The sequence below is a fragment of the Cellulomonas sp. P1_C4 genome (assembly GCF_056406355.1).
In genome coordinates, this window is record NZ_JBFUAI010000020.1 from 80,990 (window position 1) to 104,871 (window position 23,882).

18 protein-coding genes are annotated in these 23,882 nt (G+C 73.5%); 7 read left to right on the forward strand and 11 right to left on the reverse strand.

Translation table 11 applies throughout. The features are described 5' to 3' along the window. The first annotated feature begins 16 nt into the window (after positions 1-16). The 4 genes from AC1DYZ_RS16000 to AC1DYZ_RS16015 are packed head-to-tail and all read left to right on the forward strand — an operon-like array spanning position 17 to position 3,261. A complete protein-coding gene (locus AC1DYZ_RS16000; protein ID WP_477066136.1) occupies positions 17-790 on the forward strand; it encodes an amino acid ABC transporter ATP-binding protein in 774 nt (257 codons plus the stop codon). Positions 791-848: 58 nt separating this feature from the next. After that, positions 849-1,715: a glutamate ABC transporter substrate-binding protein gene (locus AC1DYZ_RS16005; RefSeq protein ID WP_477066137.1), complete on the forward strand. Its 867-nt coding sequence runs from the start codon at positions 849-851 to the stop codon at positions 1,713-1,715. A gap of 23 nt (positions 1,716-1,738) precedes the next feature. Further along, the gene (locus tag AC1DYZ_RS16010) at positions 1,739-2,404 is read left to right on the forward strand and encodes an amino acid ABC transporter permease (RefSeq protein WP_477066138.1); all 666 of its coding nucleotides are present in this window, start codon (positions 1,739-1,741) and stop codon (positions 2,402-2,404) included. Then, the gene (locus tag AC1DYZ_RS16015; protein ID WP_477066139.1) at positions 2,401-3,261 is read left to right on the forward strand and encodes an amino acid ABC transporter permease; all 861 of its coding nucleotides are present in this window, start codon (positions 2,401-2,403) and stop codon (positions 3,259-3,261) included. Before AC1DYZ_RS16010 ends, AC1DYZ_RS16015 begins: the two co-directional genes overlap by 4 nt. Positions 3,262-3,321: 60 nt before the next feature. Here the strand turns inward: AC1DYZ_RS16015 and rny are convergent, their stop codons facing one another. The 6 genes from rny to AC1DYZ_RS16045 all read right to left on the reverse strand — a co-directional run bounded on the left by rny (position 3,322) and on the right by AC1DYZ_RS16045 (position 9,925). Then, a complete protein-coding gene (gene rny / locus AC1DYZ_RS16020; RefSeq protein WP_477066140.1) occupies positions 3,322-4,821 on the reverse strand; it encodes a ribonuclease Y in 1,500 nt (499 codons plus the stop codon). Between the two features lie 135 nt (positions 4,822-4,956). Next, the gene (locus AC1DYZ_RS16025) at positions 4,957-5,544 is read right to left on the reverse strand and encodes a regulatory protein RecX (RefSeq protein WP_477066141.1); all 588 of its coding nucleotides are present in this window, start codon (positions 5,542-5,544) and stop codon (positions 4,957-4,959) included. An 8-nt stretch (positions 5,545-5,552) separates the two neighbouring features. Beyond that, positions 5,553-6,593, reverse strand: coding sequence for a recombinase RecA (gene recA / locus AC1DYZ_RS16030; protein WP_477066142.1), 1,041 nt, complete (start codon positions 6,591-6,593; stop codon positions 5,553-5,555). Positions 6,594-6,824: 231 nt separating this feature from the next. Continuing rightward, positions 6,825-7,601, reverse strand: a complete 777-nt coding sequence (locus AC1DYZ_RS16035; protein ID WP_477066143.1) for an MBL fold metallo-hydrolase — start codon at positions 7,599-7,601, stop codon at positions 6,825-6,827. Further along, the gene (locus tag AC1DYZ_RS16040) at positions 7,598-9,676 is read right to left on the reverse strand and encodes an alkaline phosphatase family protein (protein WP_477066144.1); all 2,079 of its coding nucleotides are present in this window, start codon (positions 9,674-9,676) and stop codon (positions 7,598-7,600) included. Before AC1DYZ_RS16040 ends, AC1DYZ_RS16035 begins: the two co-directional genes overlap by 4 nt. A gap of 15 nt (positions 9,677-9,691) precedes the next feature. Beyond that, positions 9,692-9,925: a DUF3046 domain-containing protein gene (locus AC1DYZ_RS16045; protein ID WP_477066145.1), complete on the reverse strand. Its 234-nt coding sequence runs from the start codon at positions 9,923-9,925 to the stop codon at positions 9,692-9,694. Positions 9,926-9,986: 61 nt separating this feature from the next. Here AC1DYZ_RS16045 and AC1DYZ_RS16050 point away from each other — a divergent pair, with 61 nt between their 5' ends. Both AC1DYZ_RS16050 and AC1DYZ_RS16055 read left to right on the forward strand, forming a co-directional pair. Continuing rightward, positions 9,987-14,864 (forward strand): ATP-dependent helicase, encoded by a 4,878-nt coding sequence (locus AC1DYZ_RS16050; RefSeq protein WP_477066146.1) that lies wholly within the window; start codon positions 9,987-9,989, stop codon positions 14,862-14,864. A 12-nt stretch (positions 14,865-14,876) separates the two neighbouring features. Further along, positions 14,877-15,638, forward strand: a complete 762-nt coding sequence (locus tag AC1DYZ_RS16055; RefSeq protein ID WP_477066147.1) for a DNA-formamidopyrimidine glycosylase family protein — start codon at positions 14,877-14,879, stop codon at positions 15,636-15,638. Between the two features lie 334 nt (positions 15,639-15,972). Here the strand turns inward: AC1DYZ_RS16055 and AC1DYZ_RS16060 are convergent, their stop codons facing one another. From AC1DYZ_RS16060 to pgsA, 3 genes are all read right to left on the reverse strand, one after another. Further along, on the reverse strand, positions 15,973-16,314 hold the full coding sequence (locus AC1DYZ_RS16060; RefSeq protein ID WP_056021088.1) for a helix-turn-helix domain-containing protein: 342 nt from the start codon (positions 16,312-16,314) through the stop codon (positions 15,973-15,975). A 197-nt stretch (positions 16,315-16,511) separates the two neighbouring features. After that, the gene (locus tag AC1DYZ_RS16065; protein ID WP_477066148.1) at positions 16,512-17,018 is read right to left on the reverse strand and encodes a CinA family protein; all 507 of its coding nucleotides are present in this window, start codon (positions 17,016-17,018) and stop codon (positions 16,512-16,514) included. Between the two features lies 1 nt (position 17,019). Beyond that, positions 17,020-17,649: a CDP-diacylglycerol--glycerol-3-phosphate 3-phosphatidyltransferase gene (gene pgsA, locus AC1DYZ_RS16070; RefSeq protein WP_477066149.1), complete on the reverse strand. Its 630-nt coding sequence runs from the start codon at positions 17,647-17,649 to the stop codon at positions 17,020-17,022. 55 nt (positions 17,650-17,704) lie between these two features. On the opposite strand from pgsA, the gene AC1DYZ_RS16075 reads away from it, so the two are divergent. Further along, positions 17,705-19,021: a CapA family protein gene (locus AC1DYZ_RS16075; RefSeq protein ID WP_477066150.1), complete on the forward strand. Its 1,317-nt coding sequence runs from the start codon at positions 17,705-17,707 to the stop codon at positions 19,019-19,021. On the opposite strand, the gene AC1DYZ_RS16080 is transcribed toward AC1DYZ_RS16075, so the two are convergent. After that, the gene (locus AC1DYZ_RS16080) at positions 19,011-21,209 is read right to left on the reverse strand and encodes a putative bifunctional diguanylate cyclase/phosphodiesterase (RefSeq protein ID WP_477066151.1); all 2,199 of its coding nucleotides are present in this window, start codon (positions 21,207-21,209) and stop codon (positions 19,011-19,013) included. The two genes, AC1DYZ_RS16075 and AC1DYZ_RS16080, sit on opposite strands and share 11 nt — an antisense overlap. After that, complete coding sequence (locus tag AC1DYZ_RS16085) at positions 21,206-23,872, reverse strand: FtsK/SpoIIIE family DNA translocase (protein WP_477066152.1); 2,667 nt, start codon at positions 23,870-23,872, stop codon at positions 21,206-21,208. Before AC1DYZ_RS16085 ends, AC1DYZ_RS16080 begins: the two co-directional genes overlap by 4 nt. Positions 23,873-23,882: the final 10 nt, after the last annotated feature.

Sequence of the window (23,882 nt, forward strand, 5' to 3'; positions counted from 1 at the left end):
CCCCTAGGTTCGATGAATGGGGGACCCGTCAGCCGCTCCGACCGACCATCCGAACGACGCCCTCGTAGAACTACGAGGCGTCGACAAGCACTTCGGCTCTCTGCACGTGCTCCAGAACATCGACCTCACCGTGCGCCGCGGCGAGGTCGTCGTCGTCATCGGGCCGTCCGGCAGTGGCAAGTCCACGCTGTGCCGGACGATCAACCGCCTCGAGACCATCGACTCCGGCACCATCGCGCTCGACGGCCAGCCCCTGCCCGCGGAGGGCCGCGGGCTCGCCCGGCTGCGGGCCGACGTCGGCATGGTCTTCCAGTCGTTCAACCTGTTCGCGCACAAGACGGTGCTGCAGAACGTCGTGCTCGGCCAGGTGAAGGCCAAGGGCGTCAAGCCGGCGAAGGCCCGCGAGATCGCGCTCGACCTCCTCGACCGCGTGGGCGTCCGGGACCAGGCCGACAAGCTCCCCGCGCAGCTGTCCGGCGGTCAGCAGCAACGCGTCGCCATCGCGCGCGCCCTGGCCATGCAACCGAAGGTGATGCTGTTCGACGAGCCGACATCGGCGCTCGACCCCGAGATGATCAACGAGGTCCTCGACGTCATGGTCGGCCTCGCGCACGACGGGATGACGATGATCGTCGTCACCCACGAGATGGGCTTCGCCCGCAGGGCCGCGAACCGCGTCGTGTTCATGGACGGCGGCCAGATCGTCGAGGAGGCCGACCCCGAGACGTTCTTCACGGCCCCGGCCAGCGACCGCGCACGCGACTTCCTGTCCAAGATCCTGACCCACTGACGAGACCGACAACCCCACCGCACCCGACCGAAACCGCACACACACAAGGGGACACATCATGCGACGAGGACGACTGGTACTGGCTCTCGCAGCCGCCGCCACGCTCAGCCTGGCCGGCTGTTCGAGCGGCGACGACGACAACGACGCCGGCGCGACGAGCGACACCTCCGCCAGCAGCAGCGGCGGAGCCGAGGGCACCGTGAAGATCGGGATCAAGTTCGACCAGCCCGGCCTGGGCTACCAGGACGGCAGCGAGTACACCGGCTTCGACGTCGACGTCGCGAAGTACGTCGCGGGCAAGCTCGGCTACGGCGAGGACCAGATCGAGTGGGTCCAGTCGCCGTCCGCGCAGCGCGAGACGCTGCTGCAGAACGGCCAGGTCGACATGATCTTCGCGACCTACTCGATCAACGACAAGCGCAAAGAGGTCGTGTCCTTCGCCGGTCCGTACTTCGTCGCCGGGCAGGACCTCCTGGTTGCCGCGGACGACGACTCGATCAAGGGCCCCGAGGACCTGGAGGGCAAGAACCTCTGCTCCGTCACCGGGTCCACGTCGGCGCAGCGCATCAAGGACGAGTACGCCACGGGCACCAACCTGCTCGAGCAGCCCGGGTACGCCGAGTGCGTCACGGCCCTGACCGCCGGGACCGTCGACGCGGTCACCACCGACGACATCATCCTGGCCGGCCTGGCCGCCGTGCCCGCCAACAAGGGCAAGGTCAAGGTCGTCGGCAACCCGTTCTCGGAGGAGAACTACGGGGTCGGCATCCCCAAGGACAGCGACAAGTGCGAGGACATCAACGCCGCCATCACCGAGATGATCGACGACGGCACCTGGAAGAAGCTGCTCGACAAGAACGTCGGCGCCTCGGGCTACAAGGCGAACGAGGACCTGAACCCCCCGACGCCCGCCGCCTGCGCCTGATCCGTCCTCCGGGGGCCCGCGCGGTGATCGCGCTGTTCCGCGAGTTCGACGTACCCGCGGCCTTCTGGGTCAACATCCAGCTGACGTTCTACGCCGGCATCCTCGCCCTGATCCTCGGCACCGTGCTGGCGACCATGCGGATCTCCCCCGTGCCGAGCCTGCGCTGGGCCGGGTCGACCTACGTCACGCTCCTGCGCAACACCCCGCTGACGATCATCATGGTGTTCTGCGTGCTCGGCCTGTGGGGCCAGCTCGGCTTCACCCTGTCGACGAACTTCCAGACGAACTTCTTCCGGCTGGCGATCCTCGCGCTCGCCGTCTACCACGCCGCCTTCGTCTGCGAGGCCCTGCGGTCCGGAGTGAACACCGTGCCCGTCGGCCAGGCCGAGGCGGCCCGTGCGATCGGGCTGTCGTTCTGGCCCGCGGCGCGGTTGATCATCCTGCCGCAGGCGTTCCGCGGCTCCGTCGCACCGCTCGGCAACGTGCTGATCGCGCTCACCAAGAACTCGACCGTCGCCTCCGCCGCGGGCGTCGCCGAGGCGTCCGGGCTGATGAAGACGATGATCGAGTTCCGGCCGGACGTCATCGTCGCGATCTTCCTCACGTTCGCCTTCGGCTTCGTGATCATCGTCGTCCCGATCGGCCTGGCGACCACCGCGCTCTCCCGACGACTGGCGGTGGCCCGATGAGCACTCTGTTCGACGTCCCCGGCCCCGTCGCCCGACGCCGGATGGTCTGGGCGAACATCGTCGCGACCGTCGTCGTCGCGGGCATCGGCGTCTGGGTCCTGTTCCGCCTGGGCGCCAAGGGCCAGCTGGACCCTGCGCTGTGGAAGCCGTTCCTCACGGCGAGCCCGTGGACGAACTACCTGATCCCCGGGCTGGTGGAGACCCTCAAGGCGGCCGGCATCTCCATCGTCACCGCGTCGGTGTTCGGCCTCATCTTCGGCATCGGGCGACTGTCCGGCTCGGCCGCGGTGCGCTCCGTGTCCGGCATCATCGTGGAGTTCTTCCGCGCCGTCCCCGTGCTGCTGATGATGATCTTCTTCTACCTCGGCCTGGGCCAGATGCGGATCATGGAGCCGTCCGACGTGCCGCTGGTCGCCGTCGTCCTGGGGCTGACGTTCTACAACGGGTCCGTGTTCGCGGAGCTCGTCCGCTCCGGGGTGCACAGCCTGCCGCGCGGGCAGCGGGAGGCCGCGCTCGCCGTCGGCCTGCGTCCCACCCAGTCGCTGCGCCTGGTCGAGGTCCCGCAGGCGCTCATCGCGATGCTGCCGGCGATCGCCAGCCAGCTCGTGGTGATCCTCAAGGACACCGCTCTCGGCGTCATCATCACGTACCCGGAGCTGCTCGACGCCGCCCGGCGGTTCGGGTCCGGGAACGGCAACATCCTGCAGGCGCTGGTCGTTGCGGCGCTCATCTTCATCGTCATCAACTACGCGCTGACGCGGCTGGCGTCCCTGCTCGCCGGACGCGTCGGGAAGCGCACGGCCGGGCGTCCGCGGGCCGAGGCGCCGAGCCTCGTCGTCGCGACGGGCAAGGACTGAGCTCCGCGCCTGGTCGAGCGTCCTCGCCAGGACGAACCGACAGTCGCGAAGGACCGCGCGTCAGCCCGCCGTCGCGCTCGCGCGCATCTCGCGGACCACCGTCACCTTGATCTCGCCCGGGTACGCCAGGTCGGCCTCGATGTGCCGGGCGATGGCCACGGCGAGCTGTGGGAGGGCGTAGTCGTCCACCTCGGACGGCTCGACGACCACCCGGACCTCCCGACCCGCGGACATGGCGAGCGCGCGCCGCACGCCCGCGTGTGCGGCCACGAGCTGCTCGAGCTTGTCGATGCGCTCGACGTACTGGTCCAGCTCCTCGCGGCGCGCGCCGGGGCGTGCGGCCGAGATCGCGTCCGCGACCTGCACGAGCACGGCCTCGACGGTCTCCGGCGGGACCTCGTCGTGGTGTGCGGCGATGGCGTTGACGACGGTCGCCGACTCGCCGTGGCGGCGCGCCAGGTCCGCGCCGACGAGCGCGTGCGTGCCCGGGACCTCGGCCGTCAGCGCCTTGCCGAGGTCGTGCAGGAACGCCCCGCGCCGGCTGACCTCGACGTCGGCGCCCACCTCTGCGGCGATCGCGGCGGCGAGCACGGCGGACTCCACCAGGTGCTCGAGCACGTTCTGTCCGTACGACGTGCGGAGCCGCAGCCGACCCAGCGCCCGGACCAGCGTCGGGTGCAGTCCCCGCACGCCCGCGCGCTCGGCGGCGTCGTGGCCGGCCGCGTCGGTCCGCTCCTCCGCCCCGGCCAACGCCTCGGCGTACGCCTGCTCGATCCGCTGCGGATGGATCCGACCGTCGGCCATGAGCGCCTCGAGCGCGACCTGCGCGACCTCGCGGCGCTCCGTGTCGAAGCACGAGAGCACCACGGCGTCCGGCTGGTCGTCGATGAGCACGTTCACGCCGGTCAGCGCCTCGAAGGACCGGATGTTGCGGCCCTCCTTGCCGATGATCCGGCCCTTCATCTCGTCCGACGGKAGCGCCAGCACGGTGAGCGCCGACTGCGAGCTGGTGGGGACCGCGAGCCGCTGCACGGCCGTCGTGACGATCCGTCGCGCCCGCGCCTCCGCGGTCCGGCGCGCCTGCGCCTCGGCGCGGCGCACCTGGGCCGCCGCGTCGTTCTGGGCGTCCGCCACGATCCGCCGCGTGAGCTCGGCGCGAGCGTCGTCGGCCGTCAGACCACCGACCGCCTCGAGCTCCGCCCGCGCAGACCGCTCGGCATCGGCCACCCGCTGCGTGGCCGCGCGCTCGGCCTCCTCGACCACCTGCGCACCCGCCCGGCGGGCCTCCGCCGCGGCGTCGGCGTCCACGCGACTCCGCCGCTCGAGCTCGTCCACCGCGGAGCGGTCCGCCGCGACCAGCTGCTCACGCTCGGTCAGCCGCCGTTCGCGGCGCTCGACGTCCGCCAGCATGGCCCGCGCCTCGTCCTTGATCAAGGCCACGTCGCGCTCGGCCCGGGCGCGCTGGACGCCCGCCTCACGGCGGGCGACGAGGACGAGCACCAGAGCGACCAGACAGGCGCCGAGCAGCCCCACGATGGTGGCGATGGCGCCTGCGTCCACGTCGTTCTCCTGGTCCGTGCGGGTGGGACCCGCAACGAAGCCGGTGCGCGGTCCGGTCCATTGTTGCTCACCGGGAACGGCCGCCAGGGCCATCGCCACCCCGGTCGAACCGGTGGATTCCCGGCTCTCGACGGGTCAGAGGCCCACGTCGGAGCCGTCGAGGCCGGCGCCGTCCGCCGCGCCCACGGCTTCCAGCTCCTCGCGCACGAGCCGCGCGACCAGACCGGGCGGGTACCCCTTGCGACCCAGGGCGGCGAACGTCCGCCGCGTCCGCGTCTGCGCGTCGAGACCGGCGGTGGACCTCAGCTTGCGCCGCACCAGCTCGCGCGCGGCGGTCTCCTCGTCGTCGGAGTCGACCTGCTCGAGGGCCTCGCCCGCCAGCTCGTCGTCGATCCCCCGGCGCCGCAGCTCGACCGCGATGGCCCGGCGTGACAGGCCCCGCTCCGCGTGCCGGGTCCGCACGACCATCCGGGCGTACTCCGCGTCGTCGATGAGCCCGACCTCGGTGAACCGGTCGAGCACCCGCTGCGCGACGTCGTCCGGCACGTCCTTGCGCGCCATCGCCTCGGCCAGCTGCGACCGGCTCCGCGCCGACGACGTCAGGAGTCGGAGCGCGATCGCTCGCGCCACCGACTCCTGGTCCGGCTCGACGTCCTGAGCCGCCGAGCCCGTCGGGGGCGGCTCGCTGCCGTCCCGCCCCCGACGTCGGGTACCACCGGTCATGGGACTGCTCAGAAGTCGACAGCCGGAGAGACCTCGGCCGGCGCGTCGACGCGTGCGCCGATGCCGAGCTTCTCCTTGATCTTCTTGTCGAGCTCGTTGGCCAGGTCGGGGTTGTCCTTGAGGAAGGATCGGGCGTTCTCCTTGCCCTGCCCCAGCTGGTCGCCCTCGTACGTGTACCAGGCGCCGGACTTGCGCACGAAGCCGTGCTCCACGCCCATGTCGATGAGGCTGCCCTCGCGGGAGATGCCGACGCCGTAGAGGATGTCGAACTCCGCCTGCTTGAAGGGCGGCGCCATCTTGTTCTTCACGACCTTCACGCGCGTCCGGTTGCCGACCGCCTCCGTGCCCTCCTTGAGGGTCTCGATGCGGCGAATGTCCAGGCGGACCGAGGCGTAGAACTTGAGCGCCTTGCCACCCGTGGTCGTCTCGGGCGAGCCGAAGAACACGCCGATCTTCTCGCGCAGCTGGTTGATGAAGATGGCCGTGGTGCCGGACTGGTTGAGCGCACCGGTGATCTTGCGCAGCGCCTGCGACATGAGCCGGGCCTGGAGGCCGACGTGGCTGTCGCCCATCTCGCCCTCGATCTCCGCCTTGGGCACGAGCGCGGCCACGGAGTCGATGACGACGATGTCGATGGCACCGGAGCGGATCAGCATGTCCATGATCTCGAGCGCCTGCTCACCGGTGTCCGGCTGCGAGACGAGCAGGGCGTCGGTGTCGACGCCCAGCTTCTTGGCGTACTCCGGGTCCAGCGCGTGCTCCGCGTCGATGAACGCGGCGATGCCGCCGGCCCGCTGCGCGTTGGCCACGGCGTGCAGCGCGACCGTGGTCTTGCCCGAGGACTCCGGGCCGTAGATCTCCACGACGCGGCCACGGGGCAGCCCGCCGATGCCGAGCGCGACGTCCAGCGCGATGGAGCCGGTGGGGATGACCTCGACCGGGGCACGCCCGTCGTCGCCGAGGCGCATGATCGATCCCTTGCCGAACTGGCGGTCGATCTGGCTGAGTGCGGCCTCGAGGGCCTTGGCACGATCCTGGGGTGCGGGCATGTCCGACCTCGTCTGTCTCGAGCAGCTGTGGAGCTGCGGTACGGGGGCTGGTCTCGTCGCGAGTGACGCTATGCCCGACCACCGACATCCCGACCGGACCACCCCCACCCCCGGGATCCGGCAGACGCCGGACGGGGCTGTGGGAGGCTCGGTCGCTCACCCGCACGACCCACCCTAGCCGAACAGATGTTCGATGCACGCGACACGCCGTCAGCGTGTCGAGTGCGTGTCTCAGCGCGCTTCAGCCACGCTGATCTGCTCCCCGGGCATCGCCACGTGCACCTCCAGGCCGGGCGCCACGCGCGCCGCGGCGGCGGCGAACGCGGGGCCGGAGTGGTCCATCCACCCCGGCGGCAGGCGTCGCGACACCGGTGCGTGCAGCGTCCCCCAGTGCACCGGGACCGCCACCCGCGCGCCGACCACCGCACAGGCGCGCGCGGCCTGGACGGCGTCCATGTGACCGCCCGACAGTCGCGGACCCCACCCGCCGACCGGCACCAGCGCGAGGTCGATCGGGCCGCCCGCGAGCGCCGGGATGTCGGCCATCGCCGCGAACGGCGCGGTGTCCCCCGCGAACCAGATGCGCAGGGAGTCCGTCACCACGACGAACCCGTGGGTCGCGTTCGGCCGGTGAGGCATCGGCCGGTGCACGTGGATCGCGGGGACCAGGCGCACCCGCACGTCGGAGCCGGGGACCGACCACCACTCGGTGTCCGTGAGGCCGACGGCGCCGCCGATCCCCTTGTGGCGCAGCCAGCGGGCGTTGGCGGGCGCGCTGACCACCGGGACGTCGTCGAGCAGGCGCAACGAGCCGAGCTCGGCGTGGTCGTGGTGCAGGTGCGAGATGAGCACGGCGTCGGGGTCCCGCCAGTCCACCCGCCGCGGCGCGGCGCCCCGGCGACGCAGGAGCCCGGCGTGCCGGAGCAGCAGCGGGTCGGTGAGCAGCCGGACGCCGTCCACGTCGAGCACGGTGCTMGCGTGGCCGAGCCAGCGGACCTGCAGGGTCACGGCCGCAGGCCCGCGGCGTCCGCCCACCGGACCAGCTGCTCGTGCACCGACTCGGCGCCCACGAGGATCTCGTGGTCGCCGACGGGCTCACGCAGCTCGTCGGACAGGGCCCATCGCGTCGGGTKGAGCAGGAAGGCGTGGTTCTGGGCGCCGCCGATGCCACCGTGCGAGCCGACCTGGCCCTCGAACGCGTGGATGTGCCCGCGGTCGGTCACGGTCGAGATGAGCAGCAGGTCCCCGGTGTGCGTCAGCCGTGCCGCGCGCAGCAGGTCCGCGTGCCCGCGCGGGCCGTAGGGCGCGAGCGGGTCCTCGCCCTCCGGCTCGGCGCCGGGCTGCTCGAGGAGCACGAGTCCGCGGGGGCCGATGGCGACCAGGCCGCTGGCCAGCGTGTCGACCACGACGACGCCCACACCGGGCCGCTCGGCGAGCCCGGTGACCAGGCCCGGCCAGCGCTCCTGGAACTCCTCGAGCGTCAACCGGTGCGGCACCTGCGGGAACCAGACGAGACCCAGGTTCCCCGACCCGACCGTGACCACGTCGGGCAGGTCGCCGGCCTCGGCGGGCTTCTTGGGGCGCCCCTGGTCGGGCCCGAGGACGGTCGAGCCGCGGGAGAGGTTGAGGGCGCTGTTGACCAGGGCGTTGAGCAGACCCCAGTCCTCGCCGGTGCTGCTCTCGACGCCGTCCGCGGCCGGCTCCGCCATGAGCGCGCGGACCGAGTCGAGCAGCGTCTCGCCGCCGAGCTGCTCGTACGTGGCGCCGAGGGCCTGGCCGTGGTCGGAGAGCACCACGATCTCGTAGTCGCGCGGCGCGACCGCCACCACCCGCTCGAGCGTGCCGAGCACCCGGTCGAGGCCCTCGAGCGAGCGCAGCGACTCCGGCCGGGTGGGCCCGGCGTGGTGCGCGATCTCGTCGTAGTCGACGAGGTCGACGTAGATCGTCGGCGCACCGCGCAGCAGCGCCTCGGCCACGAGCGACGTGTTGAGATCGCGCAGGAGGACGTTCGTGATTCCCCGCAGCACGACGTACCAGCCGGAACGCGAGATGCGCGGCTCGACCTCGCGCACGCGCTGCCGATGGGCCTGGTACAGCTCCTTGAGCATCTCGCCGACCGACACGGTCACGGCGCGGGCGAGCACGAAGGGGCTCGCGAAGAACCGCACGTACGCGGGGCCGGGCCCGAGACCTCCGTCGGGCCCCTTGGTCCGCGACCGGCTCATCACCACGAACGCCGTGGCGGCGTCGCCGGAGAACATCGTGGAGACCGCCGTCCCGCCGCCCGCGAGGAGCCCCTTGCCGGTGGTGAGCCGCTGCTCGACCAGCGCGGCGTCCTCGGGGTGGTTGGTGACGACGAGCCGGCCGAGGTCGCGGTCCCACCAGCGGAACGCCGGGATCTGCGACGAGTCGCCGTGCAGCAGGCCCGCCTGGCTCGCGGGGGTGGTGGACGGGATCCGGGCCCACCATTCCTCGAGCGTGTGGCCGCCCGTGCTCAACCAGCGCTGGATGTTGGGCGCGAGGCCGGCCTCGATGGCCTCCCGGAGCACCGGCGCGGCCACCCCGTCCAGCTGCACGACGAGCATCCCCGCCTGGCGCTCCTCGCCCGCCACCGGCGTGCGCACACCCTCACGACGAGCCTGCCGCCGCGCCCGCCGCACCAGGTCGGAGACGACGTAGTCGCTGTTGCTCGCGCCGATCACCCACCGGCCGATCGCCATGACGACCGCCGTGAGCACCAGGACCCCGAGGACGGACCAGAGGTTGTCCGCGCCGATGCCGGGCACCACCCCGAGGGCGAGCCACAGCACCGCGACCTGAGCGAGCAGCCCGAGCCCGAGCGCCAGCGCGGCGCTCCCCCGCCGGGCCAGGAACCGCAGCGGCGCCCGGAGCAGCAGGTCGCCCGCCGCCACCACGACGGCCGCGAGCACGATGGCCCACGGCGTGTCCGCGCGGACGCCGTCGATGAGCCACACGGCGATGGCGAGACCCAGGGTGGTCGTGGCGAGCGTCAGCACCGCCTCCCCGATGTCGCGCAGGGTCGGCATCCAGGTGGGGGTGCGCATGCCGGTCGATGAGGTCATCGGGGGTTGACGCTCCTATGCCCGCGGCGGGGCCGGACGCCGGGCGTCAGCCCCCCAGCGCGCGTTGTCGGGGATCTCGAGCTCGTCGCAGAGCGCGTGCCAGACCGTGCGCGGCTCGACGTTGTCGTCGAGCGCCTGCATGGCGGTCCGCTGGTCGAGCCCACGCAGCACCAGCTCGCGGGTGAGCTCACGCCCGTGCGCACTGCCGAGCACCTCGTCCACCAGCTGCCAGAACTCTCGTAGCCTCACGGGGACACCCTGCCATCCTCTGGGGCGCGCGGGTGTCGGTGGCGGCCGACAGAATGGCCCGGTGGTGCTCGACCGCTTCTCCGACCCGACCCGGGCGTGGTTCACGGGTGCGTTCCTCGAGCCCACGAGCGCGCAGCTGGGCGCCTGGACGGCGGTGGCCGGGGGCGACCACGCGCTCGTCGTCGCACCCACCGGGTCGGGCAAGACGCTCGCGGCCTTCCTCTGGGCGCTGGACGGCCTGCTGTCGGGTCAGGCACCCGAGGACCCGGTCGAACGGTGCCGGGTCGTCTACGTCTCGCCGCTCAAGGCACTCGCCACGGACGTGGAGCGGAACCTGCGCTCGCCGCTGGTCGGCATCCGGCAGGCCGCGACGCGCCTGGGCCTGACCCTGCCGGACGTGACCGTCGGCATCCGCACCGGCGACACACCGCCCAGCGAGCGTCGGGCCTTCGCGACGAAGCCGCCGGACATCCTCATCACCACGCCAGAGTCGCTGTACCTCGTGCTGACGTCGGGCGCCCGCGCCGGCCTCGCGGGCGTGCGCACGGTGATCGTCGACGAGATCCACGCGGTCGCCGGCACCAAGCGGGGCGCGCACCTCGCGCTGTCGCTCGAGCGGCTCGACGCCCTCCTCGACCACCCCGGCGGTCCCGGACCGGCGCAGCGGATCGGCCTGTCGGCCACGGTCCGCCCGGTCGACGCGGTCGCGGAGTTCCTGGGCGGTGCCCGCACGCCCGAGGACCGGGGGCGACCGGTCGTCGTCGTGCAGCCGCCGTCGACCAAGAAGATCGTGGTCGACGTCGTCGTCCCCGTGCCGGACCTGTCCGACCTGCGCAGCGCGTCCCCGGCGGACGACGAGCTCGACCTGTCGGGGGCGGCGGCGGGCGAGCTGCCCCGCCCGTCCATCTGGCCGCACGTCGAGGAACGCGTGGTCGACCTGGTCGCCGCGCACCGCTCCACGCTCGTGTTCACCAACTCCCGCCGTGGTGCCGAGCGGCTCACGGCGCGGATGAACGAGGTGTGGGCGGAGCGCTCGGGCGAGGACGTGCCCGATCCCGCGACCCTCCGCGCGGCGCAGGTCCCGGCGCAGTCCGGCACGGCCGTCGGCGTCGACACCCGCGAGGCGGCGACGATCCTGGCGCGCGCGCACCACGGTTCGATGAGCCGCGCGGAGCGGACCCGCACCGAGTCGGAGCTCAAGGCCGGCCTGCTGCCCGCGGTCGTCGCGACCAGCTCGCTCGAGCTCGGCATCGACATGGGCGCCATCGACCTCGTGGTGCAGGTGGGCTCACCGCCGTCGGTCGCCAGCGGGCTGCAGCGCGTCGGGCGCGCGGGCCACCAGGTCGGGGCCGTGTCGCGCGGCATCGTGTTCCCGACGTTCCGCGGCGAGCTGGTGCCMGCGGCGGTGACGGCGCAGCGGATGCGGGACGGCGCGCTCGAGGCGCTGCGGATCCCGCGCAACCCGCTCGACGTGCTCGCGCAGCAGATCGTGGCGATGGTCGCGATCGAGGACTGGTCGCTCGAGGATCTCTCGGCCGTCGTACGCCGCGGGTCGCCGTTCTCCGGGTTGGGCGAGGCGACGTTGCGTGCGGTGCTCGACATGCTGGCCGGGCGGTACCCCAGCGAGGAGTTCGCGGAGCTGCGCCCGCGGCTCGTGTGGGATCGGGTGCGGGACGTGCTCAGCGGTCGTCCCGGCGCGCTGCGCCTGGCGGTGACCAGCGGCGGGACCATCCCGGATCGCGGGCTCTACGGCGTGTTCCTCGCCAGCAGCGCGACCACGAGCGACGTGCCCGTCGACGCCGAGCGCACCGGCGGCACCGTCCGCGGCGGCAAGCGAGTGGGCGAGCTGGACGAGGAGATGGTCTACGAGTCGCGCGTGGGCGACATGTTCACGCTCGGCTCGAGCACCTGGCGCATCGACGACATCACGCCCGACCGCGTCCTGGTCACCCCCGCCCCCGGGGTGCCGGGCCGGCTGCCGTTCTGGAAGGGCGACGCACCCGGCCGCCCCGCGGAGCTGGGCCAGGCGATGGGCGCCTGGGTGCGCGAGCTGGGGGCGCTGTCGCCCGACGACGCCCGCGCCCGCGTCGAAGGTGCGGGCCTGGACCCGTGGGCCGCCGACAACCTCCTGACGTACCTGGGCGAGCAGCGCGAGGCGACGGGCGAGGTGCCGTCGGACACGGTCCTGGTGGTCGAGCGGTTCCGCGACGAGCTGGGCGACTGGCGGGTGGTCTTGCACTCGCCGTACGGCGCGCGCGTGCACGCTCCGTGGGCGATCGTCATCGGAGCCCGCCTGCGCGAGCGGTACGGCGTCGACGCGGCGGCGATGCACTCGAACGACGGGATCGTGCTGCGGCTGCCGGACATGCTCGACGCGGGCTTCGAGGGTGGCCTCGGGGTCGAGGACCCGTGGGCGGAGTCGACCGGCCCGGCGATCGACATGGCCGACTTGCTGATCGACCCCGACGAGGTGCTCGACGCCGTCCGGGCCGAGCTCGGCTCGTCGGCCATGTTCGGCGCGCGGTTCCGCGAGGCCGCCAGCCGGGCGCTGCTGCTCCCCCGGCGCCGCCCGGACCGGCGCCAGCCGCTGTGGCAGCAGCGGCAGAGGTCCGCGCAGCTGCTGGCGGTCGCGGCCGAGTACCCCGACTTCCCGATCCTCCTCGAGGCCGTCCGCGAGTGCCTGCAGGACGACTTCGACACCGACGCGCTCACCACCCTCATGCGGGACGTGGCGGCGCGCCGGATCCGCGTCGTCGAGGTCACCACGACGCAGCCGTCGCCCTTCGCGCAGTCGCTCCTGTTCGGGTACACCGCCCAGTTCCTCTACGACGGCGACGCCCCGCTCGCCGAGCGCCGCGCGGCGGCCCTGACTCTCGACCCGACCCTCCTGGCCGAGCTGCTCGGCCAGGGCGGCGAGTCCCAGCTGGCCGATCTGCTGGACCCCGAGGCGGTCCTGCGCACCGAGGCCGAGCTCAGCGGTCGGGCCCCCGAGCGCCAGGCGGGCACGCTCGAGCAGCTCGCGGACGCCGTCCGGCGCCACGGACCGCTCACCGCCGACGAGCTCGGCGAGCGCACCCAGGCCGAGGTCCGGGACCAGGTGCCGACCTGGCTGACCGAGCTCGAGGGCGCCCGGCGGCTGATCCGCGTGCGGCTCGGTGCCGTGAGCCCCGAGCGTGCGGAGCAGTGGGCGGCCGTCGAGGACGCCGGACGGCTGCGCGACGCGCTCGGGGTCGCCCTCCCGGTCGGCGTGCCCGAGGTCTTCACCGAGATCGTGCCCGATCCGGTGGGTGACCTGCTGCGCCGGCACGCGCGCACGCACGGCCCGTTCACGGCGGCGCAGGCCGCCGCCCGGTTCGGCTGGGGTGTCGCGGTGGTGACCGAGACCCTGCGCCGGCTCGAGCGGCTCGGGGTGCTGGTCCAGGGGCGGCTGCGCCCCGACGTGCTGGGCGGCACGGGCGACGAGTTCTGCGACGCGGACGTGCTGCGGACGCTGCGACGACGCTCGCTCGCCGCGCTGCGGGCCGAGGTCGAACCGGTCGCTCCGCAGGCGCTGGGGGTCTTCCTGCCGCGCTGGCAGGGCGTCCAGCCGGTCGGTGGGTCCGGGCGGAGCTCCGCGACGGGGTCGCTGCGCGGCGTCGACGGGGTCGCCCGGGTGGTGGAGCAGCTGGCCGGCGCGGTGCTGCCCGCGTCGGCGCTCGAGACCCACGTGCTGCCCGCGCGCGTGGCGGACTACACCCCGGCGATGCTCGACGAGCTGACCGCCGCGGGCGAGGTCGTCTGGGCGGGCCACGGAGCGCTCGCCGGGCACGACGGGCTCATCTCGCTGCACCCCGCGGCCGTGGCGGACCTGACGCTGCCGCCCGCCCTGGCGCTGCCCGACGAGCCGCTGCACGCCGCGATCCTCGAGGCGCTCGACGGGGGCGGCGCCTGGTTCCTCGGCGCGCTCGCCGAGCGCGTCCGCCAGCTCCACCCCGACGAAGCCTCGCCGAGCCAGGCGGCCGTCGCCGAGGCGGTCTGGGACCTCGTGTGGAGCGGGCACGTGACCAACGACGGGCTCGCGCCGCTGCGCGCCTGGCTGGGCAGCGGCAGCACCGCGCACAAGACCCGCGCGGCCGCCCCGCGGGGTCGGCCCCTGCGTCCGCGGCTCGGGCTGCGGGCCGCGGTCGAGCTGGCCGGCGACCCCGCCACGCGGTCGTCCGCCCTCGGCCTGAACGGGGCCGGGAGCGGCGGCCGGTGGTCGCTGCTTCCGGCGCGCGAGGCCGATCCGACGCTGCGCGCCCACGCGCTCGCCGCACAGCTGCTCGACCGGCACGGGATCCTCACCCGGGCCGTCGCGCCGGCCGAGGGCATCGGCGCCCGGTTCGGCGACGTCTACAAGGTGCTCTCCGCGCTGGAGCAGGGCGGGCAGGTGCGCCGCGGCTACTTCGTGGAGCGGCTCGGCGGCTCGCAGTTCGCGCTGCCCGGCGCGGTCGACCGGCTCCGGGTCGACGCCCAGGTGGTCGATCGGGCGGCCGACGAGCAGGCCGCGCGCGACCCGCAGGTGGTCGTCCTCGCCGCCACGGACCCCGCCAACCCCTACGGCGCCTCGTTGCCGTGGCCGGCCCCCGGTCCCACGCCGAACGACCCCGCCGCCGGGCGACACCGGCCGGGCCGCAAGGGCGGAGCCCTCGTGGTGCTGGTCGACGGGGCGCTGGTGCTCTACCTCGAGCGCGGCGGGCGCACGGTGCTGTCGTTCACTCCCGACCCCGCGGTGCTGACGGCGGCCGCGGACGGGCTCGCGTCGACCGTGCGCGCCCGGCGCGCCGGCCGGCTCACGATCGTCCGCATCGACGGCGTCGAGGTCTTGGCCGGCGCGTTGCACGGCACCCTCGGGCAGGCCTTGGTCGGCGCGGGGTTCGCGACGACGCCCCGCGGGCTGCGCCTGCGGGACCGCCCGTGACGGCGAGCCCCCGTGCCTGAGGGCGACATCCTGCGCCGGACCGCCGACCGGTTCCAGCTCGCCCTCACCGGGCACGTCGTGGTCCGCTCCGACCTGCGCTGGCCGTCCGCCGCCACGGTGGACCTCGTCGGCACGACCGTGCTGGAGACCCGGTCCTACGGCAAGCACCTGCTCACCCGGTTCGACGACGGCCGCACGCTGCACACCCACCTGCGCATGGAGGGCTATTGGCGCATCTGGCGGACGGGAACCCGCGAGGCCGCCGCACGCTCACCAGAGGTCCGCGCCGTTCTGGCCACCGATGCCTGGACGGCGGTCGGCCATCACCTGGGAATGCTCGACGTGGTGCGCACGCGGGACGAGCGCACCCTGATCGGCCACCTGGGACCGGATCTCCTGGGCGAGACGGTCGACGTCGACGAGGCGCTCCGGCGCTGGGCGGCCCGCGGGTCGACGCCGGTCGCCGAGGTGCTGCTCGACCAGACGGTCGTCGCCGGGATCGGCACCATCTTCGCCGCCGAGTCGCTGTTCGCCGAGCGCCTGTGGCCGTGGACCCCGGCCGACGCGATCCCGGACCCGTCCCGGCTGCTCGCCGTCGCTCGCCGGCTCCTGCAGCGCGCGGTCGCCGAAGGCAGGCCGCCGGGGCACGTCCACGGGCGGCTGCGCCAGCCGTGCCACCGCTGCGGTGCCCGGATCGAGGTGCGCCAGGCGCGCAAGCCGCCGATGGAGCGGCCGATCTTCTACTGCCCGCGCTGCCAGGCCGACCGCGGCTGAGCCACCGGCAGCGATGGGCGCCCCGGGCATGTGGCGGGAACAGCACGAACCCGCGAACAGCAACCACGGAACGAGCAGGGGACGAAGCGGGAACGAGCAACAGCCCGGGGACAACGTCCACGGCGGAGCGGAACGAGCAACGGCCCGCGGACAACGTCCACGGGCCGTGCATGAGGTCGGAGCACCAACGAGCAACGGCCCGCGGACAACGTCCACGGACCGTGCATGAGGACGTCCGGACATCGCTGTCCGCCGTCGTGGGCGCGCTCAGAGCGACCCACCGATCGGACGGACGCATCCGTCCGATCATCCGAGGATGACCGAGGCCATCCGATCAGCCGATGGCGGCGAGCTCCGACCGCGACCGCGCCCATCCGGAGTCGGCGGCACCGGCCACCGACGCCGCGAGGTCCGCGGGCACCGTGTCGGGGATCAGCAGACCCTCGGCGACTGCGACGCGGTCACTGACCTCGCGCAGGACGAGCGACATCGGGACATCGAGCGCCTCGCAGATGCTGTTGAGCAGCTCCGACGACGCTTCCTTCTGACCCCGCTCCACCTCGCTCAGGTACCCGAGCGAGACGCGGGCCGCCGACGACACCTCGCGCAGGGTGCGCCCCTGGCGCTGTCGCGCATCCCGCAGCACATCGCCGATCTCTCGACGGAGTACAACCATCCGGGCTCCCCCTCTCGCGTCACGTGCCTCATTCACTCCGGAAACCGGAGTCCGAACAACCGAAGAACCCTGCTGTCCMTTGACCGGGAGGATTCCACCGTACCTTGCACCGCCGACACGCGAAGGCATGCGTCGTGCCGGGGGTCGAGTGCTCATCACGGTCGTAGTAACGGTCCGTCGAGCGCAAGTGTTCCCGCTCACTCGCCCCGCGCGCCCTCGGACGCGCGAGATTCACCCCGGCCCGCCACGATCTCCACCCCGAGTGCCAGCACCGCGTCCACACTCTGGGCGCGGACGGCTCCCCGGTCGCCGGCGAGCCGGAGCGACCGGACATGCGTGCCGGCGGGCGTCGAGACCGCGACGTGCACGGTGCCTGGCGGGTGCCCGTCCTGCGGGTCGGGTCCGGCGACGCCGGTAGTCGCGAGGCCCACGTCGGCGCCCAGCCGAGCTCGGACGCCGGTCGCCATGGCGCGCGCGACATCGGGGTCGACGGCGCCACGCTCCGCCAGCAGCACCTTGTCCACGTCGAGCAGCGTCGCCTTGAGCTCGGTGGCGTAGGCGACGACCCCGCCCCGCAGCACGGACGAGGCGCCGGGCACGTCGACGAGGGTCGCGCTGACCAGGCCGCCGGTCAGCGACTCGGCGACGGCCAGGGTCCAGCCGCGGTCGCCGACGGCCGCGAGCAGGTCCGAGGCGAGCGACACGTCACAGTCCGGCGGCGGGCGGCCGGCTCGCGGCGCGGTTGATCCGCAGGCCGGTGCGCGCGTAGTCGAGGCCCGTCACGACCGTCACCACGAGCGCGGCGGCCATCAGGATCTGCGCGACGACGGTGACGAACGTCGGCAGCTGGTCGAGCGGCAGCAGGTAGAGACCGATGGCGACGGACTGCAGCACCGTCTTCAGCTTCCCGCCGCGCGAGGCGGGCAGCACGACGTAGCGCAGCAGGAAGAAGCGCATGGCGGTGATGCCGAGCTCGCGGACCAGGATGATGACCGTGACCCACCACGACAGGTCCCCCAGGTACGACAGCAGGATCAGCGCGGTGCCGATGAGCACCTTGTCCGCGATGGGGTCGAGCAGCTTGCCGAGGTTGGTGACCTGACCCGAGCGGCGGGCGAGCCAGCCGTCGAGGCGGTCGGTGGCTGCCGCGAGGGCGAACAGCGCGGTCGCGACGAGGCGCCCGGTGGTGCTGTGACCCCCGTCGATCAGCAGTGCCCACGCGAAGAACGGCACCATCGCGATCCGCAGCACCGTGAGCGCGTTCGCCAGGTTCCAGGCGGACGGCCCAGAGGACGCGGCGGGCACGGAGGGCGCTGGGGGTACGGCGTCGGACACCCAGACAGCCTAGAGCGATGCGGAAGGTGGCCCGTCCACCCATTACAGTCCGCCCGTGACCCGCCATGCCCGCGCCGGCCGAGGCCTGCCCGTAGCCGTCGGCCTCGCGGTCCTGCTGGTCGTCGTGGTGAGCCTCGGTGCCGCCGGGGCCGCCGCTCTGCGCTCGTCGGACCAGAGGGTCGCCGCGCAGACGGCCGCACCCACGGCACCGACGTCCGACCCCACCCCGGAACCGGAACCGGCACCGACCCCCACGGCCGATCCCGACGCGGAGTTCTCGATCGTCGCGGCCGGGGACGTGCTGCCGCACCTGCCGGTGCTCGCGGACGCTCGGGTGGCCGGCGGCGGCTACGATTTCGCGCCCGTGCTCTCGCCGATGGACCCGTGGATCCAGGGCGCCGACCTCGCCCTGTGCCACCTCGAGGTGCCCGTGGCGCCCGCCGGAACGCCACCGAGCGGGTACCCGATGTTCGGCACCCCGGCGCAGATCGCGTCGTCGCTGGAGGCGCAGGGCTGGGACGGCTGCTCGACCGCGTCGAACCACTCGGTCGACCAGGGGTTCGCGGGCGTCACCGCGACGCTCGATGCGCTGGACGCCGCCGGGCTCGGCCATGTGGGCACCGCCCGCAGCGCGCTCGAGCAGTCGCAGCCGCAGCTGTACATGCTCGAGCGGGCCGGTCGGACGATCACCGTGGCGCAGATCGCCGCGGCGTACGGCACGAACGGGATGCCGATCGACGCTGACAAGCCGTGGTCGGTGAACCTCATCGACGTCCCGGCGCTGGTGGCCCAGGCCACCGCCGCTCGGGCGGCCGGCGCGGACCTCGTGATCGCGAGCATCCACTGCTGCGTCGAGTACCGCACGGAGCCGACGCCCGAGCAGGTGGCGATCGACCAGCAGCTGGCCGACTCCGGCGTGATCGACCTGGTCATCGGCCACCACGCGCACGTCCCGCAGCCGGTGGTGCACCTGGCCGGCGGGCCGCGCGGCGAGGGTATGTGGGTGGCCTACGGCCTCGGCAACTACGTCTCCAACCAGGACAGCGAGTGCTGCGTGGAGAACACCGACTCCGGCTTGCTGCTCACGGCGCACGTGGAGGCCACCGGTGCCTTCCCGGCGGAGGGTCGCGCGGCCGGATCCGCCCGCGTGACCGGCGTCGAGTGGACGCCCGTCACGGTCGACCGCCTCGGCGGCCACCAGGTCCACGCGCTCGTCGACATCCCCGCCGGCACGGGCACGCTGACGTCCGCGCAGGTGGCGGACCGGACGGCCCGGGTGGTCGCCGCCGCCGGGGCGGACGCGCCGCAGCGGACCGCGCCCCTTTCACCGACGGGGCGGGCGCCCGTCGTCGTGGCCCGCGTCAGCGGCTGATGTCGCCCGGCTGCGCGCTGCCGTACAGCCAGCCCTGCCCGTAGCGCCACCMGTTGCGGTGCAGGTACTCGGCCTGCTCCTCGTGCTCGATGCCCTCGGCGATGGTCACCATGGCGAGCTCGCGGGCCAGGGCACCGAGTGCGCGGGCGACCTTGCCGGCTGTCGGGTCCTCCGGGATGCCGGAGGTGAACGACATGTCGAGCTTGACGCCGGCGACGGGCAGGTCCCGCAGGTAGGACAGCGGGGACACCCCGGTGCCGAAGTCGTCGAGCAGGATCGGGACGCCCGCGGCGGACAGCTGCGTGAGCTCGTGCCGGATCCGGGTGCCGGACGCCACGAGCGAGGACTCGGTGAGCTCGACGACGATCCGCCCGGCGGTCAGGCGGTGCCGCGAGATCTCCGCGAGCAGGGTCGTCGCGAACTCCCCGTCGCCCAGCTGGTCGGCGGAGACGTTGACCGACACCCAGCGGGTGCGGTCGTGGATCGACGCGACGAACTCCACGACGCGCGTGGCAACGAGCTGGCCGAGCGCGACGGACATGCCCGTCTCCTGGATGAGCGAGAGGAACGAGGCCGGCAGCAGCAGGCCGCGCGTCGGGTGCTCCCAGCGGACCAGGGCCTCGTACCCGACCACCCGGGCGTCGGACAGGTCGACGATCGGCTGGTAGTGGACCACGAGCTGGTTCTCCGCGATCGCCGCGGCGAGCTCGCGGTGCAGGTCGGAGGCCGAACCCCGGGTCATCGACGCCTCGTAGACCTCCGTGCGGCCGCGGCCCGACCCCTTGGCGCGGTACAGCGCCGCGTCCGCGGCGGCGAGCAGCGCGGGCGCCCCGCCCTCGATCGTGTCCGGGTCCGCGAGGGCGATCCCGATGCTCGCCGCCACGGTCAGGCGCCGCCGACCGACCCGGACCGCCTCCAGGAGGCCGGTGTGGATCGCCGCCGCGACCTCGAACACCGCCCGCGGACCGTCGAGATCCTGCACGACGACCACGAACTCGTCGCCGCCGAGCCGCGCGACCGTGCCCCGGCGTGCCGTCGCGGCCCGCAGCACGCCCGCGACGTGCACCAGCACCTCGTCGCCCGCGGCGTGGCCGTACCGGTCGTTGATCTCCTTGAATCCGTCGAGGTCACAGGCCAGCACGGCGACGCGGTCGACGATGCCGGGCTGCTCGAGGACCGACTGCAGCACCTCCTGCAGGAGCGTGCGGTTGGCCAGGCCGGTCAGGGGGTCGTGCATCGCGCGGTGCGTGAGCATCTCGGCCTGCAGCCGCGACTCGGTCGAGTCCCGCACCTGCACGACGAAGTGGTCCGGCGCGCCGGCCGGCGTGCGCACGAGCGCCGCGTCCAGCGCGACCCACACCTGGTGCCCGTCGGCCCGCTGGTAGCGCTTCTCGAGGGAGAACCGGTGCTGCCCCCCGCCCAGCAGGCGATCGACCTCGAGGCGCTCGGCGGGCCGCCCCTCGGGGGTGCTCAGGTCCTCCATGCGGTAGCCGCGCAGGGCGCCCACGCTCGTGCCCAGCAGCTCCGCGAACGCGGCGTTGGCCTCGACGATCCGCCACTCCACGTCGACGAGCGCCATCCCGATCGGCGCGTTCTCCATCGCGACCCGGAACTGCATCTCGCTGCGCGACAGCGCCGCCTCGACCTCCCGGCGGCCGGTCACGTCGACCAGCGTGGTGAGGACGGCCGCGGCGTCGCCGTCGCCGGCCGGGACCAGCTGGCTGGCCACCTGGACCATCCGGGCCTGCGTGGTGTCGGTGCCCGGCAGCGCGACGCCCACGAGCTCGGAGTCGACCGTCCACCCCGCGCGCGCCACCCCGGACCGGTGCCCCAGGACGGCCGCGGGGTTCATGGCGAGGCCCATCTCGTTGACCAGCACGACGGGCAGGTCACCCACCGACCGCCCGACGGAGGCCGCCGCGTCGATGCCGAGGATCGCCGCCGCCCGCTCGGAGATGTCGAGCACCCTGCCGGAGAGCGACTGGACGAGCACGCCCTCCTTGGTCACGGCCTGGAGGGCGTCGTACCGGTGCCGCAGCTCCCGCGACAGCTCGAGCAGCTCGTTCGCCCGCCGGACCTGGGCGCGCTGCTTGCCCAGCAGGATGAGCACGGCGACCAGGGACACGATCGCGACGATCGCGATCACCGTGCTGACGACCCCGAGGGGGCCGGAGGTCGCGGCGGTCACCGACCCCCGCCGGACCAGCGTCCGGCGTCGTCCTCCTCCGCGCCGTCGAAGTAGTCGGTGGCCACCGGCGGCTCGCCCGGCAGGGCTCCGTCGACCGTGGCGTACCGGTCCTCCTCCTCGCCCGGTGCCCCGCGCAGCATCGCGAGCGTCCCCGGCAGGTCCTCCGGCTGCACCAGCACCTCGCGCGCCTTGGAACCCTCGGAGGGGCCGACGATCTCGCGCGACTCCAGCAGGTCCATGAGGCGGCCGGCCTTGGCGAACCCGACGCGCAGCTTGCGCTGCAGCATCGACGTCGAGCCGAACTGCGTGGTCACGACGAGCTCGGCGGCCTGCAGCAGCAGGTCGAGGTCGTCGCCGATGTCCTCGTCCACCTGCTTCTTCACCGCAGCCACGGTGACGTCCTGGCGGTAGACGGGCTTGAGCTGCTTCTTCACGTGCTCGACGACGGCGTGGATCTCCGACTCCGAGACCCACGCCCCCTGGGTGCGCATGGGCTTGGCCGCGCCCATCGGCAGGAAGAGCGCGTCACCCTGGCCGATGAGCTTCTCGGCGCCCGGCTGGTCGAGCACGACGCGGGAGTCCGTCAGGCTGCTCGTGGCGAACGCGAGGCGGGACGGCACGTTGGCCTTGATGAGGCCGGTGACCACGTCGACGCTGGGGCGCTGCGTGGCCAGCACGAGGTGGATGCCGGCCGCGCGGGCCAGCTGGGTGATGCGCTGGATCGACGCCTCGACGTCACGGGGGGCGACCATCATGAGGTCGGCCAGCTCGTCGATGATCACGAGCAGGTACGGGTAGGTCGCGATCTTGCGCTCGGAGCCCGGCAGCGGCTTGACCTTGCCCGCGCGGACCGCGGTGTTGAAGTCGTCGATGTGCTTGAACCCGAAGTTCGCCAGGTCGTCGTAGCGCGCCTCCATCTCGCGCACCACCCACTCGAGCGCCTCGGCGGCCTTCTTCGGGTTCGTGATGATCGGCGTGATGAGGTGCGGGATGCCCTCGTAGATCGTCAGCTCGACCCGCTTGGGGTCGACCAGCACCATGCGCACCTCGTCGGGCGTCGCGCGCATGAGGATCGAGACGATCATCGAGTTGACGAAGCTCGACTTGCCCGCGCCGGTGGCGCCGGCCACGAGCAGGTGAGGCATCTTGGCGAGGTTGGCCGTGACGTAGCCGCCCTCGACGTCCTTGCCGACGCCGATCACCATCGGGTGCTCGGTGCGCTTGGCCGCGCTGGAGCGCAGCACGTCGCCCAGCGACACGGTCTCGCGGTCGGTGTTGGGGATCTCGATGCCGATCGCGGACTTGCCGGGGATGGGCGACAGGATCCGGACGTCCGCGCTGGCCACCGCGTAGGCGATGTTCTTGCTCAGCGCGGTGACGCGCTCGACCTTGACGGACCGGCCCAGCTCGACCTCGTACCGCGTGACCGTCGGGCCGCGCGTGAAGCCGGTGACCTGCGCGTCGATCTCGAACGCCTCGAGCACGGACGTGAGGGACTCGACGACTCGGTCGTTCGCGGCCGAGCGCACCTTGTGCGGCGCGCCCTTGGCCAGGGCGTCCTCGGCCGGGAGCGTGTAGAGGACGTCGCCGCCGAGCATCGGCTGCTCGCCCCGCGGGACGGGCGTGGTCTCCGGGGCGACGAGGGGCGCCTTCGCGACCACCGTCGTCGGCACCGTGTCCGGGGCCGCGTCGCGCGCCGCCTGCGCCTCCGCCTCGGCCTCGGCGGCCGCGACGATCGCCGCACGCGCGAACGCCTCGTCGCCGTCGTACTCGTCGAGCCGGGTGTCCTCGGGCTCGTCGACCTCGTCCGCACGCTTGCGCCGGCGCCCGAGCAGGCTCCGCTTGGCGGGCGGTGCCTCGATCTCGGGCACTGCGGTGTGCAGGGCGTTGATCACCAGCGGCGCGTCGTCGTCGACCTCGACCGGCTCGGCCGCGTCCCGGTGGTTGCCGGTCAGCTTGTCGTAGACGCCGCGCAGCCGCGGGATCACCTGGTGCACCGGCGTCGCGGTGACGACGAGCACGCCGAAGAACGCCAGCAGGATCAAGAGCGCGACGGCCACGCCGGGCGTGAGCAGGCTGGCCAGCGGGGTGCCGACGAGGAAGCCGACGATCCCGCCCGCGGCGCGCAGGGCCGCGAAGTCGTCGGTGCCCGGCATCCCGGCACCGATGTGGACCAGCCCGCACACGGCGAGGGTGATCGCCGAGAGGCCGATGACGATGCGGCCGTTCGCTTCGACTCGGTCCGGGTGTCGCATGAGCCGGACGGCGAGCCCCACCAGCACGATCGGGACCACGACACCGACCTTGCCGAACGTGCCGGCGACGATGTTGTGCACGACCGTCCCGGCGGTGCCGGACAGGTCCCACCACTCGCGGGCGGCGATGACGATCGCCAGCGCGAGCAGGGTGAACGCGAGCCCGTCCCGGCGGTGCGACGGGTCGAGGTCCCGGGCGCCGCGACCGACGCGCCGCGCGGCGCCGCCGACGAGGTGCGCCGTGCCCATGAACACGCCCTTGACGATGCGCACGGGCAGCGCGGGGCGCGGCGGCGCGGGGGCCGGCTTGCGGCCCTGCGGTCGGGAGGATCCGGACGGTTTGCCGGAGGCGCGCGACGTCGCCGGCGCACCGGAGCGGGCGCGAGGGGTGGACGTACGAGTCGCCATGGTCCTCAAA

Coding starts and splice junctions, on each gene's coding strand:
- AC1DYZ_RS16060 (WP_056021088.1), bottom strand. CDS start 16,314: ATGGTTGTACTCCGTCGAGAGATCGGCGATGTGCTGCGGGATGCGCGA.
- AC1DYZ_RS16015 (WP_477066139.1), top strand. CDS start 2,401: ATGAGCACTCTGTTCGACGTCCCCGGCCCCGTCGCCCGACGCCGGATG.
- AC1DYZ_RS16000 (WP_477066136.1), top strand. CDS start 17: ATGGGGGACCCGTCAGCCGCTCCGACCGACCATCCGAACGACGCCCTC.
- AC1DYZ_RS16025 (WP_477066141.1), bottom strand. CDS start 5,544: ATGACCGGTGGTACCCGACGTCGGGGGCGGGACGGCAGCGAGCCGCCC.
- AC1DYZ_RS16085 (WP_477066152.1), bottom strand. CDS start 23,872: ATGGCGACTCGTACGTCCACCCCTCGCGCCCGCTCCGGTGCGCCGGCG.
- recA (WP_477066142.1), bottom strand. CDS start 6,593: ATGCCCGCACCCCAGGATCGTGCCAAGGCCCTCGAGGCCGCACTCAGC.
- AC1DYZ_RS16005 (WP_477066137.1), top strand. CDS start 849: ATGCGACGAGGACGACTGGTACTGGCTCTCGCAGCCGCCGCCACGCTC.